Below are 17,781 nucleotides of genomic sequence, written 5' to 3' on the forward strand. Positions count from 1 at the left end.
GCCCGTCAGCCGGCGGCGAGCTTGGCGGCGAAGCCGAGGAAGATCACGCCGGCTGCCGACGTCGCCCCGGCCGACAGCCTCTTGCGGCGCCGGAAGGCGGCCGACAGGCGGGTGCCGGTGAAGATCAGGGTGGACAGGTAGGCGAGGCTGACCAGCTGGGAAATCGTTCCGAGCAGCAGGAACGACAGCGCCGGGTGGGCGTACCCGGGGTCGACGAACTGCACGAAGAACGACAGCAGGAACAGGATCGCCTTCGGGTTGAGCAGGCTGACCACCAGCGCGCGGCGGTAGGGCCGCTCGGCCGTGCCCGCCGCTCCCGCGCCGGCGGCCGGCTCCGGCTCCTCGTCATGCGTCCGCCGCGCCCGCCACATGGCCCACGCGGCCCGCAGCATGCCCACGGCCAGCCAGCCGAGGTAGCCGGCGCCGAGCACCTTGACCACGCCGAACAGCACGGGGCTCGCCTTGAGCAGCGCCCCCGCGCCGACGGCCGTGAGCACCATCAGGACGGTGTCCCCGGTGAACACGCCGAAGGCGGCCCGGTAGCCCTGCTTCACCCCGCGCCGCGAGGCGACGGACAGGACGTACAGGGAGTTCGGCCCCGGCAGCAGGACGATCAGCACCACGGCGGCGAGATAAGTAGGAAGATCTGTCACACCCAGCATGCGCAGGAGTGTCCCATAGGTACGCACCTGTCACGCCAGTGGGTTTCACGACCCGAGACCGGCGGGCTCGTACGTCCCCCAGACCTCCCGCAGCACCCCGCACACCTCGCCCACGGTGGCCCGTGCCCGCAGTGCCTCCTTCATCGGGTGCAGGACGTTCTCCTCCGTGCCGGCCGCCGCCTCCCTCAGCTCGTCGAGCGTGTGGCGCACGGCCTCCGCGTCCCGCCCGGCCCTCAGCCGGTCCAGCGCCTCGCACTGCCGGGCCTCGACCGCGGGGTCGACGCGCAGCGGCTCGTACGGCTCCTCCTGCTCCAGCGCGAAGCGGTTCACCCCGACCACGACCCGCGCCCCGGCCTCCTGCTCCCGCGCGATCCGGTAGGCGTTGGCCTCGATCTCCGCCTTCTGGAAGCCGGCCTCGATCGCCGCGACCGCCCCGCCGAGGTCCTCGACCCTGCGCATCAGGGCCAGGGCCGCCTCCTCCACCTCGTCCGTCATCCGCTCCACGGCGTAGGACCCGGCGAAGGGGTCGGCGGTGTGCGGCACGTCCGTCTCGTACGCCAGCACCTGCTGGGTCCGCAGCGCCAGCCGGGCCGCCTTCTCCGTCGGCAGGGCGATGGCCTCGTCGAAGGAGTTGGTGTGCAGCGACTGCGTCCCGCCGAGGACGGCGGCCAGCGCCTGCACGCCCACCCGTACGAGGTTCAGTTCGGGCTGCTGCGCCGTCAGCTGGACCCCTGCGGTCTGGGTGTGGAAGCGCAGCATCATCGACCTGGGGTCCTTGGCCCCGAAGTCCTCCCGCATGACACGGGCCCAGATCCGCCGGGCCGCGCGGAACTTGGCCACCTCCTCCAGGAGGGTGGTGCGGGCGACGAAGAAGAAGGACAGCCGGGGCGCGAACTCGTCGACGGCCATCCCGGCGGCGAGGGCGGTGCGGACGTAGGCGACGGCGTCGGCGAGGGTGAAGGCGATCTCCTGCACGGGCGAGGCCCCCGCCTCGGCCATGTGGTAGCCCGACACGGAGATGGTGTTCCACTTGGGGAGTTCGGCGCGGCAGTAGCGGAAGGTGTCGGCGGTCAGCCGCAGCGAGGGCCCGGGCGGGAAGATGTACGTCCCGCGCGCGATGTACTCCTTCAGGACGTCGTTCTGGATGGTGCCCGTCAGGCGGCACCCCGCGATGCCCCGCTCCTCGGCGACCAGCTGGTACATCAGGAGCAGCAGCGCGGCCGGGGCGTTGATGGTCATCGAGGTGGAGACCCCGTCGAGGGGGATGCCGTCGAGGAGCACCCGCATGTCCTCGACGGAGTCGACGGCGACGCCGACTTTGCCGACCTCCCCGGCGGCGAGGGGGGCGTCGGAGTCGTGGCCCATCTGGGTGGGCAGGTCGAAGGCCACGGACAGGCCGGTCCCGCCGCCCTCGATGAGCCGCCGGTAGCGGGCGTTGGACTCGGCGGCCGTGCCGAAGCCGGCGTACTGCCGCATGGTCCAGGGCCGGGCCGTGTACATCGCGGGATGGATGCCCCGGGTGAACGGATACCCTCCGGGCACCCCGAGCCTGCTCCCGGGGTCCCATCCCGCGAGGTCCGCGGGCCCGTAGACGGGTTCGATGGGAATGCCGCTCTCGGTGCGGGCCGTGGGACGGACCATGCGGTGGACCTCCGTGTCCGTGGAGCCGACCGGCCTGGGGCCGGTACCACCGTGCCCGCGACGACCGCTGGTCACAATGGCGCAACATTGCGGGTTCGTCCGCAACTGTCCACGCCCGTGAGGCATCACCTGGATACACGACGATGAATTCGGGGGATCCGCGATGCACCGACAGAGAGCCACCATCCGCACGCTCGGCCTGGCCGCCGCCGTCGCGTTTGCCGCCACCGCCTGCGGTCCCCAGCATTCCGGTTCCGCCCCGGCGGCGTCCTCGGTGCCGGTCGCGCCCTCCTCGGCCTCCCCCTCCGGGCAGGACGACAAGCCGGGCGCCTCCTCGCCCGCGCCGTCACCCACGGAGTCCGCGTCCCCGTCGGCCGCTCCGTCGGCCCCGCCCTCGCGGTCCGGGGCCCCCGCCGTGAAGCCGGTCATGGCCAACGGTGACGAGAACGACCAGGTCCGCGAGCTCCAGGCCCGCCTGCGGCAGCTCACGCTGATGTCGGGCGCGCCCACCGGGTTCTACGGCTCCAAGACCACCGCCGCCGTGAAGGCCTTCCAGTCCCGGCACGGGCTCGACGCGACCGGTGCGGTGGACGAGGCCACCTGGCGGAAGGTGCAGGACCTCAGCAGGAAGCCGACGGAGGAGGAGCTGCGCCCGCCGACCACCAACGAGGTGGCCGCCCCGGACCCGCGCTGCCTGCAGGGCCGGGTCCTGTGCATCAGCAAGGAGAGCCGCACCCTCGCCTGGATGATCGACGGCAAGGTGGTCTCGTCGATGGACGTGCGCTTCGGCTCGGAGAACACGCCGACCCGCGAGGGCCTCTTCCAGGTGGAGTGGAAGGCGAAGGACTGGACGTCGACGATCTACCACACGCCGATGCCGTACTCGATGTTCTTCAGCCAGGGCCAGGCGGTCCACTACTCGGCCGACTTCGCGGCCCGCGGCTACGCCGGCGCCTCGCACGGCTGCGTGAACGTCCGGGACAAGGCGAAGCTGTCGGCGCTGTTCGACCAGGTGAAGGTCGGCGACAAGGTCGTCGTCTACTGGTGACCCTGATTCGGTCGACCGACCGACCGGCCGCAGCCGTGGGAGGGAGAGGGCGCGGGCAGGGCCGGGGGAACGTGCCCCGCCCGCGCCGGGTGCGCAGAGCCCAGGGGTACGGGGGGAACCCCGGCTCTCGCGCGGCCGATGACCAGTCGGCTCGTTCTGTACTGCGCCGACGGATCGAAAAGTGTTACTGCCCCGCGTGCGGGGTGTCCGTCAGCGGGTGCGGAAGCCCAGCGGGCCGCCCGGGTTCGCCACCGGCGAGGGGCTGACGACGCTCCCCGGGTCGACGGTGCCGCCCTGCGGGGTGCCCGAGCGGGGCGCGTCCAGCAGGGTCGCGCAGAAGCGCGGGACCTTCGCGGAGCCGCCGGCGATCAGGGCGAGGTACTCCTTGCGGTCCTCGCCCAGCTTGTTCGCCCGGTGGTCCCGGCACAGTTCCTCGGGGCGGTTCTTGGCCTGGAGGTCACGGTCCTTGTCCGCGCCGCCGCCGGCGGTGCCGTCACCGTGGCCGGTGCCGCCGTTCTTGTCGGTGAACGTGTTGCGGGTGCCGTCCGTGCCCGCCGCGCCGCCGCCCCCGGTACCCGGGCTGCGCACCACGCCCGGCGGCAGCGACAGGCTCGGGGCCGCGTCCAGGGGGGTGCGGGCCTGCCCGTCCGGCGGCAGCGAGAAGCCGGGGCCGAGCGAGGCGAGGCCGCCGCCGCCCTCCGGGGCGGGCCTCAGCTGGGGCAGGGGGGTGGGGCCGGCCGTCTCGCCGGCCGGCGTACGGTCCGAGTCGGCGCTGACCGAGACGGCGGGCGCCGGGCCCGCGGTGAGGTGGACGGCCCGGTCGAGCAGGCCGGCACCGGCGACGGCGGCGATCCCGCCGACCGCGACTCCGGCCAGCGCGGCCGCCAGCCCCAGTCGGGCGGGACTGCCGTGGCGCCGCTGCGCGGGGATCCGTACGACGGGTATCGGGGCCAGGTCGATCACGGGCTCGTCGGGGACACCGGTGCGGTCCGCCCCGCCGTCCGCCGCGGTCCGCGCCGTGGCGGACGCGGCGGCGGACCGCTTCGCGTGCGCCGCGCGGAACGCGGCCAGGGCCGCGGCCTCGCCGGGCAGCTCGCCCCGGTCCGCGCGCGACGGGGCCAGGGCGTCGAGGGCGGCGCGCAGCCGGGCGGCCTCCTCGCGGGCGCGCGGGTCTGCGCCCGGTCCGGCCGGACCCGCGGCCCGTCCGCGCAGCAGCTCTTCCGCCGTGGCTCCGTCCAGCCACGCCTTGTGCTCGTCGGCCATCACATGTCCTTCTGCGTCCGCCAACGTGAATGCGTCACACCGGTTTGTTCGACCAGGTCCTTGGCCCGCGCCCGCTGTGCCGGTACGGCGTCGAGGTCCCGCGCCGGGTCTCCGGCATTATGGCCGACCCGCCCGCGCGCCTCGGCCCCGTCGGCGGGGCCGGATTCGGCGCCGAGCAGTTCGGCGAGCTTCTTCAGCCCGCGGTGCGCCGCCGTGCGGACCGCGCCGGGCCGCTTGCCCAGGGTCTCGGCCGCGCTCTTGGCGTCGAGCCCGACGACCACCCGCAGGACGACGGCCTCGGCCTGGTCCTGGGGGAGCTGGGCTATCAGCGCCATGGTGCGGCCCGTGGACAGGGCCTCCATGGCCTCACCGTAGGTGTCGGAGTCCGCGGGCCGGCCCGTCAGCTCGGTCTCGTCGCCGCCGACCGCGGGCCGGCGGCCGCGCATGCGGATGTGGTCGAGCGCCCGGTTGCGGGCGATGCGGGCCGCCCAGCCGCGGAAGCGGTCGGCGTCTCCGGTGAAGGAGGCGAGGTCGCGGGCGATCTGCAGCCAGGCCTCGGAGGTCACGTCCTCGGCGTCGCCGTCTCCGACGAGCGTGCGTACGTATCCGAGCAGGCGCGGGTGCACGGCGCGGTACACAGTCCGGAACGCGCTCTCGTCGCCGTCCTGTGCCGCGAGCACCGCGGCGGTCAGCTCCGCGTCGTCCCCCAGCAAAGTCCCCAACCCGTTCGACGTCCTGTACGTGTGGCGCAAATCCGCACGTTACGGCTTTCGCGTACCTCTCGTCCACGCGTTGCACAACCAGCGACCAAGCCTGCGCGGAGCGAGGTGTGACAGAAAACGCACTCCGGACGCTGACACAGATACGGGCTTGTCGCACGAGCCCGTGACGGATGGCGACCGGGGCCTCTCCTGTGGGGGGTGGCGGCCTCGGTCGCCCTCCCCTCCCTCCGGCCGGTTCCATCCGGCCCGCGTGTCATCCTTTCGGCTCACTTCCGGGTGAAATCCCCTCATGCATACGCCACCCCCTCTCCGAGATCGCTAGCGTGGCGGTACACCCGCGCCGCGCATCGAGGAGAACTCCGCTGTCCAGCCCCTTTCCGGCACAGGTCCGCGGCCCGGTCTCCGCTCCGGGCGCCGGGCTGGTGCGGTTCAACTCGCTGCCGGCCGAGCACGCCCGGACCGCCCTCCTGCACTGCTGCGGCAGCGCCCGCTGGGCCCAGCGGGTCGCCGACCACCGCCCCTACCCGGACGCCGCCTCCCTGCTGGCGGCCGCCGACGAAGCCGCGTACGACATGTCCCAGGGGGACCTCACCGAGGCGCTGGCCCGGGAGTCCTCGGCGGAGCTGGGCCACGGCGCGCCCTACGCCGCGCTGGTGGCGCTGGACGCGGCCCGGGCGGAGTACGAGCGCACCTTCGGGCACGCCTTCGTGGTCTGCCTGGACGGCCACCCGCCGGAGGAGCAGATAAGCCAGCTGCTCGCCGCGATCCGCCGCAGGATGGGTCACGAGATCGACGAGGAGCGCTCGGTCGCGGCGGACGAACTGCGGATGGTCGCCCGCTCGCGGCTGCTGCACCTGCTCGGCCGGCTGGCGGGATCCCCTCGGCGCGGCAGCGACCCCGACGACGGCCTGCCGTCGGCCGATTTCGGGCTATTCGCCCCTGTGGGATAGGCCGTCCGTGCCTGTTTGATCACACCAGTGGACCCCGCGCGAGGGAACCGACGAAGCGTCGCTACGATGTCCGGGGCCGGTGGACCGTACCCGGCCGGGCCCGACCGACAAAGAAGCCGGCTGGCCCCCGCCCCGCTTCCGGAGGGTTTTCCGTGCCGGCTGGAACGTTGTACCGCGGCCGGGAAGGAATGTGGTCCTGGGTGGCTCATCGAGTCACCGGCGTCCTCATTTTCTTCTTCCTGTTCGTACACGTCCTCGACACCGCACTCGTCCGCGTCTCCCCTGAGGCGTACGACGATGTCGTGGCTACCTACAAGACTCCGATCGTCGCGCTGCTGGAGTACGGCCTCGTCGCCGCCATCCTCTTCCACGCGCTCAACGGTCTCCGTGTCATCGCCGTGGACTTCTGGTCCAAGGGCCCCCGCTACCAGAAGCAGATGCTCTGGACCGTCGTGGGCCTGTGGGCCGTGACGATGGCGTTCGCCGTCATCCCGGTCCTCGGCCACGCCTACCGCGTTCTGTTCGGGGAGTGACACGCATGTCTTCTGACACTTCTTCCGCCCAGGCGATCGGCTCCGTCGAGGGCGTGTCCCTCTACGACGCCGACAACCCGGCGCCCTACATCGAGGCCCCGCGCAAGCGGACCGGCAAGACGCCGCGCTCGACCCGCGGCAACTTCGAGATGGCCGCGTGGCTCTTCATGCGCCTCTCGGGCATCGTGCTGGTCGTCCTCGTCATCGGCCACCTCGTCATCCAGCTGGTGCTGGACGGCGGCGTCTCGAAGGTGGGCTTCGCCTTCGTCGCCGGCCGCTGGGCTTCCCCGTTCTGGCAGGTCTGGGACCTGCTGATGCTGTGGCTGGCCATGCTGCACGGCGCCAACGGCCTGCGTACCGTGATCAACGACTACGCGGAGCGCGCCAACACGCGGCTGTGGCTGAAGGGCCTGCTCTACACCGCCACGGTGTTCACCATCCTTCTGGGCACGCTGGTGATCTTCACCTTCGACCCGAACATCCGCTAGGCAACGGGGCTGAGGCGAATCCAATGAAGATCCACAAGTACGACACCGTCATCGTCGGCGCCGGTGGCGCGGGCATGCGCGCCGCCATCGAGGCGACGAAGCGCAGCCGCACCGCCGTGCTGACGAAGCTCTACCCCACCCGCTCCCACACGGGCGCCGCGCAGGGCGGCATGGCCGCCGCGCTGGCCAACGTGGAGGACGACAACTGGGAGTGGCACACCTTCGACACGGTCAAGGGCGGTGACTACCTGGTCGACCAGGACGCCGCCGAGATCCTGGCGAAGGAGGCCATCGACGCGGTCCTCGACCTGGAGAAGATGGGCCTGCCGTTCAACCGCACCCCGGACGGCACCATCGACCAGCGCCGCTTCGGCGGTCACTCCCGCAACCACGGCGAGGCGCCGGTCCGCCGGTCCTGCTACGCCGCGGACCGCACCGGCCACATGATCCTCCAGACGCTGTACCAGAACTGCGTCAAGGAGGGCGTGGAGTTCTTCAACGAGTTCTACGTCCTGGACCAGCTGCTGGTCGAGGTCGACGGTGTGAAGAAGTCCGCGGGTGTGGTCGCGTACGAGCTCGCCACCGGTGAGATCCACGTCTTCCAGGCCAAGGCGGTCATCTACGCCTCCGGCGGCACCGGCAAGTTCTTCAAGGTGACCTCCAACGCGCACACCCTGACGGGTGACGGCCAGGCGGCCTGCTACCGCCGCGGCCTGCCGCTGGAGGACATGGAGTTCTTCCAGTTCCACCCGACGGGCATCTGGCGCATGGGCATCCTGCTGACGGAGGGCGCCCGTGGTGAGGGCGGCATCCTCCGCAACAAGGACGGCGAGCGCTTCATGGAGAAGTACGCGCCGGTCATGAAGGACCTCGCGTCCCGTGACGTCGTCTCGCGCTCCATCTACACCGAGATCCGCGAGGGCCGCGGCTGCGGTCCGGCCGGCGACCACGTGTACCTGGACCTGACGCACCTCCCGCCGGAGCAGCTCGACGCGAAGCTCCCGGACATCACGGAGTTCGCGCGCACCTACCTCGGTATCGAGCCGTACACGGACCCGATCCCGATCCAGCCCACCGCGCACTACGCCATGGGCGGCATCCCGACCAACGTCGAGGGTGAGGTCCTGGCGGACAACACCACCGTCGTCCCCGGCCTGTACGCGGCCGGCGAGGTCGCGTGCGTGTCGGTGCACGGCGCCAACCGCCTGGGCACCAACTCGCTGCTCGACATCAACGTCTTCGGCAAGCGCTCCGGCATCGCCGCGGCCAAGTACGCCGCCGAGAACGACTACGTCGAGCTGCCGGAGAACCCGGCGCAGCAGGTCGCCGACCTGGTCGAGCACCTGCGCAACTCCACGGGCACGGAGCGGGTCGCCGACCTGCGCCTGGAGCTCCAGGAGACGATGGACGCGAACGTGATGGTGTTCCGTACGGAGCAGACCATCAAGACCGCGGTCGAGAAGATCGCGGAGCTGCGCGAGCGCTACAAGAACGTGTCCGTCCAGGACAAGGGCAAGCGTTTCAACACGGACCTGCTGGAGGCCATCGAGCTGGGCAACCTGCTCGACCTGGCCGAGGTCATGGCCGTGTCCGCCCTGGCGCGCAAGGAGTCCCGCGGCGGTCACTACCGCGAGGACTACCCGAACCGCGACGACGTCAACTTCATGCGCCACACCATGGCGTACCGCGAGGTCGGCGCCGACGGCAAGGACTCCGTCCGCCTGGACTACAAGCCCGTCGTCGTCACCCGCTACCAGCCGATGGAGCGTAAGTACTGATGGCCACCCCGACCCTGGACAAGATGGAGGCGGCGGCCGCCGCCTCGCCGTACATCACGGTCACCTTCCGGATCCGCCGCTACAACCCCGAGGTCTCGGCCGAGGCGGAGTGGCAGGACTTCCAGATCGAGATCGACCCGAAGGAGCGCGTGCTCGACGGTCTCCACAAGATCAAGTGGGACCTCGACGGCACGCTGACCTTCCGCCGCTCCTGCGCGCACGGCATCTGCGGCTCCGACGCGATGCGGATCAACGGCAAGAACAGGCTCGCCTGCAAGACGCTGATCAAGGACATCAACCCGGAGAAGCCCATCACGGTCGAGGCCATCAAGGGCCTCACGGTGATGAAGGACCTCGTGGTCGACATGGAGCCCTTCTTCCAGGCGTACCGGGACGTCATGCCGTTCCTGGTCACCAAGGGCAACGAGCCGACGCGCGAGCGCCTGCAGTCCGCCGAGGACCGCGAGCGCTTCGACGACACCACGAAGTGCATCCTGTGCGCGGCGTGCACCTCGTCCTGCCCGGTGTTCTGGAACGACGGCCAGTACTTCGGCCCGGCGGCGATCGTGAACGCCCACCGCTTCATCTTCGACTCGCGTGACGAGGCCGGCGAGCAGCGGCTGGAGATCCTGAACGACAAGGACGGCGTGTGGCGCTGCCGCACGACCTTCAACTGCACCGACGCGTGCCCGCGTGGCATCGAGGTGACGAAGGCGATCCAGGAAGTCAAGCGTGCGCTGATCACGCGCCGCTTCTGACCTTCCCGACGCGCCGGACCCCGTCCGTCGGCCTCCGCCCGGGGCCGCGGACCGTCGAGGCCCCGTCCCCGGACCTGCTCCGGGGGCGGGGCCTCGCGCGTGCCCGGAGGGTGTCATCCGCACGGCCCTTCCGGCGTGCCGGGGCGGGGGCGCGGGGTTAGCGTCCGGAGCGGTGGGGAAGCGTTCCGAACCGCAGGGAGGCACCCGTGCGCCGTCGTTCCGTGAAGCCCGCGCTGCTGGCGCTCCCGCTGGCCCTCGGGGCCTCGCTGCTCTCCGGGTGCGGGTCGACCCCGGCGGCGGGTGACGAGGTGGACTGTCCGGCCGGGCAGATGTCCCGGGGCGGTGTCTGCCTGCCCGGGGACGCCGCCGGGTTCGCCCGGGCGCAGGTCCGGGCCTCGCTGGCGACGTACAAACTCACCGCCTCCATGGCCGAGGTGTGGTCCGGGGGCGAGCGGGTCGCCTCCGTCGCCGCCGGAAAGTCCATGACCGGCATCCCCGCCACCCCCGACATGCGGTTCCGCAACGGCGCCGTCGCGATCCCGTACCTGACGACCTCGCTGCTCAAGCTCGTCGACGAGGGCAAGGTGTCGCTCGACGACAGCATCTCCCGCTGGCGCCCCGACCTGCCGCACGCGGACGCGATCACGCTGCGGATGCTGGCCTCCACCACCTCGGGGTACTCCGACTACGTCCGGGACCCGAAGTTCCTCGCCGCCCTGTACGAGAACCCGTTCCGGCAGTGGACGCCGCAGGAGCTCGTCGGGATCTCCGTGGGCAAGCCCCTGGTGCGGGCGCCCGGCTCGGGTTTCGCGTACTCGCACGCCAACTGGCAGATCCTGGGCGACATCATCGCCCGGGTGCGGGACAGGCCGCTGGGCGAGGTGATGCGGGAGGAGATCATCAAGCCGCTGGGGCTGACCGGGACCTCGAACCCCTCCACGGCCGAGATCCCCCCGCCGGTCCTGCACGCCTTCGACAACGAGCGCAAGGTGTTCGAGGACTCCACGTACTGGGACCCGTCGTGGACGATCGCGCCGGGAGCGGTGATGACGTCCACGATGGCGGACATGGCGAAGTCCTTCGCGGCGATCGGCGAGGGCGAACTGCTGAGCCCGCGGTCCCACAAGGCGCAGCTCACCCCGGTGTCGACGGTCCAGCCGGGTACCTCGTACGCCCTGGGGCTGGTCGTCCAGGGCGACTGGATCCTGCAGAACCCCTCCTTCGCCGGATACGCGGCGACCGTGGCCTACCTGCCGGCGAAGAAGCTGGCGATCGCGACGGTGGCCACCCAGGGCCGGGGCAGCACGGTCCAGAACGCCAGCACGGACGTCCTGGTCGCCCTCGCCAACCACCTCGCCCCCGACCACCCGCTCACGCTCCGACGGCCGGGCTGAACCCCCGCCGCCGCGGCGCGTGGTACGGACCAAGTCCGAAGCGGAGTCCGGGGAACCGGCCTGTGGCGACCACGGCGCGGCGCCCCGATAAGGTCGGACACCGTGACAGATCAGAAGGCTCCCAAGAGCGAGCAGACCCGCACGCTCATCCTCGAAACCGCGCTCCGTCTGTTCCAGGAACGCGGGTTCGACAAGACGACCATGCGGGCCATCGCCAAGGAGGCGGGGGTCTCGGTCGGCAACGCGTACTACTACTTCGAGTCGAAGGAACACCTCGTCCAGGGGTTCTACGACCGGATCAGCGCGGCCCACCAGGCGGCGGTCCGGCCGATCCTGGACGGGGAGACCGATCTGCAGAAGCGGCTCGCGGGTGTGCTGACGAGCTGGCTCGACATCGCGGCGCCGTACCACGAGTTCGCCTCGCAGTTCTTCAAGAACGCGGCGGACCCGGAGAGTCCGCTGAGCCCCTTCTCCCCGGAATCGGAACCGGCCCGCCAGGCGGCCATCAGCATCCACCGGGAGGTGCTCGCCGGGGCGAAGAGCAAGGTCCCGGACGAGCTGGCCGACGTCCTGCCGGAGCTGATGTGGCTCTCGCAGATGGGGCTCGTCCTGTACTGGGTCTTCGACCGCTCCCCGGACAGCGAGAAGTCGCGCCGGCTCGCCGAGCGCGGGGCGCAGCTGACCACGCGGGGCATCGTCCTGGCCCGGTTCCGGGTGCTGCGGCCGCTGGTGCGGGAGGTGCACGAGCTGTTCGCGGACTTCCTGCCGGGCATGGCCCAGACGGCGGTGTCGCGGGGCGGGAAGCGGGCTTCCGACCCGGGGACCGAGGAGGGCTGAGCGGGGGCGGGCGCGCCCCGAACGGCACCGCGCACCCTCCTGGCGGCCCGCGGGGACACCACCGGGCCGGCTACAGCCAGTCGAGCTCCCACAGGCGCCACACGCCCGTGCCGTCGGAGAGGTACTGCAGGCCGCTGACGGCCTCGCGGGAGAGGACGTAGTCCTTCTTCTGCCAGATCGGCAGCAGCGGGATCTGCTGGGAGACCACGCGCTGGAGCTCGTGGAAGTCGTTGGAGGCCTCGCCGCGGTCCTGGAAGGACTGGGTGCGGGTGATGAGGTCCTCGACGGTCTTGTCGGAGAAGCCGTTGTTCATGCTGGAGTCCTTGCCGACCAGCGGGGCGAGGAAGTTGTCCGCGTCCGGGAAGTCGGCGATCCAGCCGATGGTGTAGGCGTCGAACTCGCCCGCCGCGTAGGCCTTCTGGAAGTCCTCCCAGGCCTCCACCGCCTTGATCTTCAGCTGGAACAGGCCGGTGGACTCCAGCTGCCGCTTGATCTCGTCGGCCTCGGCCACGTTCGCGCCGCGCGTGTTGACGCCGAGGGTGACGGAGACCGGCAGCGAGATCCCCGCGTCGGTCAGGAGCTTGCGGGCGGCCGCGCCGTTGGGCGCGGGGTAGGTGTCGAAGAACGGCGTGCTGTGTCCGGCGATGCCCGCCGGGACCAGGGAGTAGAGCGGGGTGACCGTGCCCTTGTAGACGTCGCCGGCGATCTTGGACCGGTCCAGCGAGGCGGCCATGGCCTGGCGGACGGCCGGCTTCTGGACCGTCGAGCCGGGGCGGACGTTGAAGACGATGTGACGGGTCTCCGTGCCGCCGGAGGCCTGGTAGCGGGTGTCCTTCAGGCCCGGGTTGAGGCCCGCGAGCACCGCCGGGGGCATGTCGCGGTGCGCGACCTCGATCTGGTGGTCCTTCCACGCCTGGTCCAGCTGGGCCGAGTCCTTGAAGTAGTGGACGGTGACAGCGGCCCGGGCGGGCTTGGCCTGCCCCTTGTACGCGGGGTTGGGCTTGAGCTCGGCGGTCGTACCGGCCTTGTAGCCGGTCAGGGTGAACGGGCCGGATCCGTCGACCTTGCCGTCCGCGCGCAGCGCCTTGGCCGGGTACCGCTCCCTGTCCACGATGGAGGCGGCACCCGTCGCGATCTTGAAGGGGAACGTGGCGTCGGGGGCGGTGAGGTTGAAGGTGACGGTGCGGCCCTCGGCCTTGACCGACTCCAGGGTGTTGAACAGCGGGGCCGGGCCCTGGTCGGAGTTGATCTGCTTGATGCGGTCGAAGGAGAACTTCACGTCCTCGGCCGTGACCTGGCGGCCACCGGCGAAGGTGAGGTCGGAGCGGAGCTCGCACCGGTAGGTGGTCAGCTTCTGCCCGACGAAGGCGCAGGAGGACGCGGCGTCCGGGGCCGGGGTGTCGGCGCCGGGCTTGATGGTCAGCAGCGACTGGTAGACGTTGCTGTACAGGGCCCAGGAGCCGGCGTCGTAGGCCCCGGCCGGGTCCAGGGCCGAGACGTGGTCGGTGGTGCCGACCCGGATCGCGCCGTGGCCCTGGTCGCCCAGGGGCAGCAGCTGCCACGCGGCCACCCCGCCTGCCGCCGCGAGGACCAGAACGGCCGCGACGGCCTTCGTGCGGACAGACCCCAACGCCATCCCCAGCCCCTTGAATCCCTGGCATGCGAAACGCACATCCGACTATCGGACGAACGTCGGCCACCCAATCATGGAAATTCGGCCACGGGAAGGGGCGATTTGTCCCGGTCGCCGAGCGTCAGGTGTGGTATGAGGCGAGTTCGACGAGCGTGATGTCGGACGGCGCGCCGACCCGGACCGGCGGTCCCCAGGCACCCGCGCCCCGGGAGACGTAGAGCTGGGTGTCCCCGTACCGCTCCAGACCGGCGACCGTGGGGTTGGCGAGCTCGGCCAGGTAGTTGCCGGGCCAGAGCTGGCCGCCGTGGGTGTGACCGGAGAGCTGGAGGTCCACGCCGTGGCGGACGGCGTCGTGGATCACGACGGGCTGGTGGGCGAGGAGCACGGATGCGCGGGAGCGGTCCCGGTCGCCGAGCGCGGCCTGGAAGTCGGGGCCCTCGCCCTCCTGCTCCCCCTGCACGTCGTTGACCCCGGCGAGGTCGAAGTGGGGCAGCTCCCGGCGGGCGTTCTCCAGGGGGGTGAGGCCCAGTTCGCGGACGTGGTCGACCCACTGCCGGGCGCCGGAGAAGTACTCGTGGTTGCCGGTGACGAAGAAGCTGCCGTGGCGGGCCCGGAGTTCCCGCAGGGGCTCGGCGGCGGGGCCGAGGTCGTGCACGTTGCCGTCGACGAGGTCCCCGACGACGGCGATGAGGTCGGGCTGGGTGCGGTTGACGGTGTCGACGATGCGGCGGGTGTGGGCGCGGCCCAGGACCGGGCCGAGGTGGACGTCGCTGACGACGGCGATCCGGAAGCCGTGCGCGGCGCGGGGCAGCCGGGCGAGCGGGACCTGCACCCGCTTGACGCGCGGCCCGCGCAGCACCCCGTACGTCCCGGTCCCGACGGTCACCCCGGCGGCGGCGACGGCGGCCCCGCCGAGCGTGCGCGCCACGAACACCCGTCGGCTGACCCCGGCGGCGGGGGCTCCGGGCACCGGCCCCCCGGACCCGGCCGCGGACCCCGCCGCGGGCTCGGGGCCCTGCCGGGCGGTTTCCCCACCCGTCCCTTCCGGCGAGCCGGGCTCCGCTCCGGACCCCCGCACGGGCTCCCGCCCGGCGGCCCCCACCGGCTCCGCCGCGGGGTCGCCCGCGGGCGCGGCTCCCGCCGCCGGAGCGGGTACGGCGTCGGGCACGGGGCGCGGCGGAGCCGGCGCCGCCCCGGCGGCGTCGCGGGCGGTCCGGCGGAGCCACACGCGGCGGAGCGGCTCGGCGACCAGCATCGCCAGCGTCAGGTACAGGAGTACCGCGAGCCACATGAAGCCCGGCCAGGCCACCAGCCGCTGGAACCAGAACGGGGCTCCGGCCCGCCCCGCGAGCAGGGCGGCCAGGGACAGCAGCGGCAGGGCGAACGCCAGGACCGTCCCGGCGCGGCGCGCGGGCCCGCCCGCGCGGGTGGTGTCACGGACCAGTCGTACCCACAGCCACCGATGGACCATCCCCAGCAGCGCCAGGACCGCGACGACCGCCACAATCACCACAAACACGGTCATCGTGATGTGCGCCGCAAGACGAGGATGCTGCGCAACCCGATCACTCCGACCGCCGTCCCCAGGAGGAAGGACGTCACCGCAAGGAGCAGGTGGACCCAGAAGTAGGCCGTGGGCCGACCGTCATCGAATGCCAGACCGCTGGCGTCATTGAAGAGGTTCTTGACGAACGTGGACCAGATCACCCAGGACCAAGCTCCGAACGCTGCGAGGAACCAGGACGCGGTGCGGCTGAGTTTCATGTCCCCAGTATCGGATTCGTCCCCGGGACGGACGCGGCGGGGTGGGCCGTACCGGGGGCGGTTCGCCCCGGTTGGCCGGTCCGCGACGCCGGTCGGCTCATCGGGATGTACGTTCACCTGCGTGTCTGCCAAGAAGACCGCCCTGACGGTCCTTTCCGCCGCGCTGCTGGTTCCGGCGATGCTCGTCCAGGCCTCCACCGCCCCCGCGTACGCCGCGACGACACCTCCCCCTCCGACGGACGGAAAGGGGCGGCCGGCCGCACCCGCACCGCCGCCGTCGATGTCCGGCGTCGGCGGCGCCCGGCTCGGCCAGCCCGGCACCCAGGTGAACCTCCTGCCCGGGGCGCCCGCGCTGCCCGCGAACCTCAGCGGCCGGTCCTGGATCGTGGCGGACGCCGAGACCGGCGAGGTCCTCGCGGCCCACAACGCCCACTGGCGGCTGCCCCCGGCGTCCACCCTGAAGATGCTCTTCGCCGACACCGTGCTGCCCACCCTGCCCAAGGACCAGGTGCACCACGTCACCGGCCAGGACATGGAGGGCGTCGGCCCCGGCAGCAGCCTGGTCGGGGTCAAGGAGGACCACGACTACTCCGTCCACGACCTCTGGCTCGGGGTGTTCCTGCGCTCCGGGAACGACGCGGTGCACGTGCTTTCTGCCATGAACGGCGGCGTCGAGAAGACCGTCAAGGACATGCAGGCGCACGCCGAGGAGCTCCAGGCCCTGGACACGCACGTGGTCTCGCCCGACGGGTACGACGCCCCCGAGCAGGTGTCGAGCGCGTACGACCTCACCCTCATCGCCCGCTCCGGGCTCCAGAAGCAGGACTTCCGCGAGTACTGCGGTACCGCCCAGGCGAAGTTCCCGGGCCTTCAGGAGGCGGGCAAGCCCCGCGAGTACTTCCAGATCCAGAACACCAACCGGCTGATGACCGGCGCCGGCGGGATCACCCCGTACAAGGGCATCGCCGGGGTGAAGAACGGCAACACCACCATGGCCGGATCCACCTTCACCGGCGCGGCCCAGCGCGGGGACAAGAAGCTGCTGGTCACCGTGATGAACCCGGACCACGGCGGCCTCAACTCGGTCTACGAGGAGACCGCCGCCCTCTTCGACTGGGGCTTCGCGGCGGCCGGCAAGGTCAAGCCCGTCGGCGAGCTGGTGCCCCCGAAGAGCGCCGACACCAGGCCCTACGGCTCCCCCGCGACGTCCCACGAGAACACCCCCGTGGCGGACGGGCCGCCGGCGGCCGGCGGCGGCCTCGGCACCGCGCTCGGCATCGCGGGCGGGGCACTGGCCGTGGTGGCCGGCGGGGCCTTCGTGGTCAACCGGCGCTGGCCGCGCGGCCGCCGGGGGCAGGGTTCGTGACGTCCGCCCCCCGCTCCTCCCCGTCGTCCCGGGTCGCGGTCCAGGCGGCGCAGAACAGGAGCAGCTTCGCCGTGAAGTTGATCCACAGGAGGAGGGCGACCGGCACGCCGAAGGCCCCGTACATGCTCTTGGCGGCGACCCCCCGCATATAGCCGCTGAGCAGCAGCTTCAGCAGTTCGAAGCCGGCGGCGCCGATCAGCGCGGCCTGGAAGAGGCGGGCACGCGGCGGCTCGACCCCGGGCAGCAGGGTCAGCAGGTAGAGCAGGAGCAGGAAGGCGGCCAGGACCCCGACGAGGAAGGCCGCGGCCCGCAGCAGCGCCCCGCCCGCGCCCGCGCGCGGGATGCCGACGAGCTCCGCGCCCTTGCCGACGGCGGTGGATCCGATGATCGACGCGGCGGCCGAGGCCAGGGCCGCCCCGCCGAGCCCGAGCAGGACGAGGGCGTCCTTGCCCTTGCGGACGACGGGATTGCCCTGGTCCTCGTCGTCCCTGTCCCAGACGGCGCGCAGGCAGTCGCGCATCGAGCCGATCCAGCCGATGCCGGTGAAGAGGAGGAGCACGCCGGCGACGAGGCCGATGGTGCCGGCGTTGGCGACCAGGCCGGGCAGGTCGAGCTGGTCGGAGATGCCGGGGACCTGCTCGGCGAGGCTCTTCTGGAGCCGGTCCAGCTGCTCCTGGCTCAGCAGCGCGGCGCCGACGGCCGCGGCGACGGTGATCAGCGGGAAGAGCGCGAGGAAGCTGATGAACGTGATCGCGGCCGCGAGCCGGGACCAGTGGACGCGGTCGAGACGCTCGTACGAGTGCCAGGCGTGGGTCCGCACGACAGCCGACACGAGCGGCCCGATCACAGGGAGTTTCTTCAGCCAGTCCATGGGGGTCACCGTAAAAGAGCTGCCGGAAATAGTCGGAATTGCCGCTTTCGGGCGCTACGGTCGTCGACTGTGA

The 17,781-nt window shown here is 71.9% G+C and carries 17 protein-coding genes; 9 read left to right on the forward strand and 8 right to left on the reverse strand.

The window, feature by feature from the left end:
• Positions 1-5 precede the first annotated feature (5 nt).
• A complete protein-coding gene (gene leuE / locus WDV06_RS15805; protein ID WP_395510377.1) occupies positions 6-662 on the reverse strand; it encodes a leucine efflux protein LeuE in 657 nt (218 codons plus the stop codon).
• Positions 663-707: 45 nt separating this feature from the next.
• Entirely contained in the window at positions 708-2,303 is a 1,596-nt protein-coding gene (locus WDV06_RS15810; RefSeq protein WP_395510378.1) for an acyl-CoA mutase large subunit family protein, read from the reverse strand.
• A 163-nt stretch (positions 2,304-2,466) separates the two neighbouring features.
• Here WDV06_RS15810 and WDV06_RS15815 point away from each other — a divergent pair, with 163 nt between their 5' ends.
• Positions 2,467-3,351, forward strand: coding sequence for a L,D-transpeptidase family protein (locus WDV06_RS15815; RefSeq protein ID WP_395510379.1), 885 nt, complete (start codon positions 2,467-2,469; stop codon positions 3,349-3,351).
• Between the two features lie 210 nt (positions 3,352-3,561).
• Here WDV06_RS15815 and WDV06_RS15820 read toward each other — a convergent pair whose 3' ends face one another.
• Entirely contained in the window at positions 3,562-4,614 is a 1,053-nt protein-coding gene (locus WDV06_RS15820) for a hypothetical protein (protein ID WP_395510380.1), read from the reverse strand.
• Positions 4,614-5,327 (reverse strand): RNA polymerase sigma factor, encoded by a 714-nt coding sequence (locus WDV06_RS15825; protein WP_395510411.1) that lies wholly within the window; start codon positions 5,325-5,327, stop codon positions 4,614-4,616. Before WDV06_RS15825 ends, WDV06_RS15820 begins: the two co-directional genes overlap by 1 nt.
• Before the next feature lie 332 nt (positions 5,328-5,659).
• Here WDV06_RS15825 and WDV06_RS15830 point away from each other — a divergent pair, with 332 nt between their 5' ends.
• The 7 genes from WDV06_RS15830 (at position 5,660) to WDV06_RS15860 (ending at position 12,074) form a co-directional block, all read left to right on the forward strand.
• Positions 5,660-6,286, forward strand: coding sequence for a 2-oxo-4-hydroxy-4-carboxy-5-ureidoimidazoline decarboxylase (locus WDV06_RS15830; protein ID WP_395510381.1), 627 nt, complete (start codon positions 5,660-5,662; stop codon positions 6,284-6,286).
• Between the two features lie 152 nt (positions 6,287-6,438).
• Positions 6,439-6,819 (forward strand): succinate dehydrogenase, cytochrome b556 subunit, encoded by a 381-nt coding sequence (sdhC, locus tag WDV06_RS15835; RefSeq protein WP_395510382.1) that lies wholly within the window; start codon positions 6,439-6,441, stop codon positions 6,817-6,819.
• A gap of 5 nt (positions 6,820-6,824) precedes the next feature.
• Entirely contained in the window at positions 6,825-7,307 is a 483-nt protein-coding gene (locus WDV06_RS15840; RefSeq protein WP_395510383.1) for a succinate dehydrogenase hydrophobic membrane anchor subunit, read from the forward strand.
• Between the two features lie 23 nt (positions 7,308-7,330).
• Complete coding sequence (gene sdhA / locus WDV06_RS15845) at positions 7,331-9,085, forward strand: succinate dehydrogenase flavoprotein subunit (RefSeq protein ID WP_045948762.1); 1,755 nt, start codon at positions 7,331-7,333, stop codon at positions 9,083-9,085.
• Complete coding sequence (locus WDV06_RS15850) at positions 9,085-9,843, forward strand: succinate dehydrogenase iron-sulfur subunit (RefSeq protein ID WP_007266035.1); 759 nt, start codon at positions 9,085-9,087, stop codon at positions 9,841-9,843. Before sdhA ends, WDV06_RS15850 begins: the two co-directional genes overlap by 1 nt.
• Before the next feature lie 206 nt (positions 9,844-10,049).
• Positions 10,050-11,237, forward strand: a complete 1,188-nt coding sequence (locus WDV06_RS15855) for a serine hydrolase domain-containing protein (protein WP_395510384.1) — start codon at positions 10,050-10,052, stop codon at positions 11,235-11,237.
• Between the two features lie 102 nt (positions 11,238-11,339).
• Entirely contained in the window at positions 11,340-12,074 is a 735-nt protein-coding gene (locus tag WDV06_RS15860; protein ID WP_395510385.1) for a TetR/AcrR family transcriptional regulator, read from the forward strand.
• Positions 12,075-12,144: 70 nt separating this feature from the next.
• On the opposite strand, the gene WDV06_RS15865 is transcribed toward WDV06_RS15860, so the two are convergent.
• From WDV06_RS15865 to WDV06_RS15875, 3 genes are all read right to left on the reverse strand, one after another.
• Entirely contained in the window at positions 12,145-13,710 is a 1,566-nt protein-coding gene (locus tag WDV06_RS15865) for an ABC transporter substrate-binding protein (protein WP_395510386.1), read from the reverse strand.
• A gap of 118 nt (positions 13,711-13,828) precedes the next feature.
• Entirely contained in the window at positions 13,829-15,232 is a 1,404-nt protein-coding gene (locus tag WDV06_RS15870; RefSeq protein WP_395510387.1) for a metallophosphoesterase, read from the reverse strand.
• A complete protein-coding gene (locus tag WDV06_RS15875) occupies positions 15,229-15,471 on the reverse strand; it encodes an SCO4848 family membrane protein (protein ID WP_395510388.1) in 243 nt (80 codons plus the stop codon). Before WDV06_RS15875 ends, WDV06_RS15870 begins: the two co-directional genes overlap by 4 nt.
• Positions 15,472-15,592: 121 nt before the next feature.
• Here WDV06_RS15875 and WDV06_RS15880 point away from each other — a divergent pair, with 121 nt between their 5' ends.
• Positions 15,593-16,837: a D-alanyl-D-alanine carboxypeptidase family protein gene (locus tag WDV06_RS15880; RefSeq protein WP_395510389.1), complete on the forward strand. Its 1,245-nt coding sequence runs from the start codon at positions 15,593-15,595 to the stop codon at positions 16,835-16,837.
• Here the strand turns inward: WDV06_RS15880 and WDV06_RS15885 are convergent.
• Positions 16,794-17,708, reverse strand: coding sequence for a YihY/virulence factor BrkB family protein (locus tag WDV06_RS15885; RefSeq protein WP_395510390.1), 915 nt, complete (start codon positions 17,706-17,708; stop codon positions 16,794-16,796). The two genes, WDV06_RS15880 and WDV06_RS15885, sit on opposite strands and share 44 nt — an antisense overlap.
• Between the last annotated feature and the right edge of the window lie 73 nt (positions 17,709-17,781).

This window comes from Streptomyces racemochromogenes, from assembly GCF_044129415.1.
Classification (GTDB): Bacteria; Actinomycetota; Actinomycetes; order Streptomycetales; family Streptomycetaceae; genus Streptomyces; species Streptomyces racemochromogenes_A.

What these genes read in the sequence shown, in the direction of transcription:
- WDV06_RS15850 (WP_007266035.1), top strand. Translation starts at nt 9,085, where the DNA reads ATGGCCACCCCGACCCTGGACAAGATGGAGGCGGCGGCCGCCGCCTCG.
- sdhA (WP_045948762.1), top strand. Translation starts at nt 7,331, where the DNA reads ATGAAGATCCACAAGTACGACACCGTCATCGTCGGCGCCGGTGGCGCG.
- WDV06_RS15875 (WP_395510388.1), bottom strand. Translation starts at nt 15,471, where the DNA reads ATGAAACTCAGCCGCACCGCGTCCTGGTTCCTCGCAGCGTTCGGAGCT.
- leuE (WP_395510377.1), bottom strand. Translation starts at nt 662, where the DNA reads ATGCTGGGTGTGACAGATCTTCCTACTTATCTCGCCGCCGTGGTGCTG.
- WDV06_RS15820 (WP_395510380.1), bottom strand. Translation starts at nt 4,614, where the DNA reads ATGGCCGACGAGCACAAGGCGTGGCTGGACGGAGCCACGGCGGAAGAG.
- WDV06_RS15870 (WP_395510387.1), bottom strand. Translation starts at nt 15,232, where the DNA reads ATGACCGTGTTTGTGGTGATTGTGGCGGTCGTCGCGGTCCTGGCGCTG.
- WDV06_RS15810 (WP_395510378.1), bottom strand. Translation starts at nt 2,303, where the DNA reads ATGGTCCGTCCCACGGCCCGCACCGAGAGCGGCATTCCCATCGAACCC.
- WDV06_RS15815 (WP_395510379.1), top strand. Translation starts at nt 2,467, where the DNA reads ATGCACCGACAGAGAGCCACCATCCGCACGCTCGGCCTGGCCGCCGCC.
- WDV06_RS15865 (WP_395510386.1), bottom strand. Translation starts at nt 13,710, where the DNA reads ATGGCGTTGGGGTCTGTCCGCACGAAGGCCGTCGCGGCCGTTCTGGTC.
- WDV06_RS15840 (WP_395510383.1), top strand. Translation starts at nt 6,825, where the DNA reads ATGTCTTCTGACACTTCTTCCGCCCAGGCGATCGGCTCCGTCGAGGGC.
- WDV06_RS15885 (WP_395510390.1), bottom strand. Translation starts at nt 17,708, where the DNA reads ATGGACTGGCTGAAGAAACTCCCTGTGATCGGGCCGCTCGTGTCGGCT.